The sequence below is a fragment of the Clostridium sp. DFI.1.208 genome, assembly GCF_024463855.1.
Classification (GTDB): Bacteria; Bacillota_I; Bacilli_A; order Erysipelotrichales; family Erysipelotrichaceae; genus Clostridium_AQ.
The window spans coordinates 1-682 of sequence record NZ_JANGCA010000173.1 but is presented as its reverse complement, the minus strand read 5'-3'; the positions used below and the strand labels follow the sequence as shown (position 1 = coordinate 682).

1 protein-coding gene is annotated in these 682 nt (G+C 51.0%); it reads right to left on the bottom strand.

Translation table 11 applies throughout. The annotated features are described in order from the left end of the window. Window positions 1–68: 68 nt before the first annotated feature. A partial coding sequence (locus NE665_RS23905; RefSeq protein ID WP_256302704.1) for a hypothetical protein occupies window positions 69–682 on the bottom strand: 614 nt, incomplete at its 5' end.

The following is a 682-nucleotide window of genomic DNA, read 5'->3' as shown; positions in this document are numbered from 1 at the left end:
TCTGCAGGCTCATCGTCATCAGGATCATGAGCAGGATCGCTGCCTTCTTCATGTCTTTACACCTCCTCTCAGTTCAGTATGTGTACGACATTCTCCGTCACTGCCTCTCCTACGAACTGCTCACTCTTTCTGTCATAATTGCGGAAATGGATGCTTACCGGATAGTCCCCCTTCGGCAGATCGACATCCAGACGGTCCTGTTCCAGATAGTTCCCCGGATCCATCGCTCCTGTCTGATAGATCGTCTCCGACGTATCCTTGCGGATCATCTCCACCACCAGCTTGTAATGATTGTTCGGGGAGTTCACGATCCGTACATAGCCCTTCGCTTTTCCATCCTTGAATACCAGCTTGGAGTTCATATTGATCTGTACGCTTCCCTCTGCCACCTTGTCGTCCAGCATCTTCTGGATCTCTTCCTCTGTCATGCCGGGAAGATAGCCTTCCTGTGCGTCACGCTCCCTTGCCAGCTTGTTCTGATCGTCCAGCCAGCTGTTGTAGAAGAGCCAGCCTCCGACACACAGACAGATGATCAGCAGGAGCAGCAACAGCATCGACAGGTGCTTGTACTTCTTTCCTTCGTCCTTTTTTCGTTCTTCCATAGGTCCTCTTTCCTCTATTCCTTTATCGTGATGGACAGCGTACTTGCCGCCTTGCCGACGAATTCCTTCGTCTTCATATC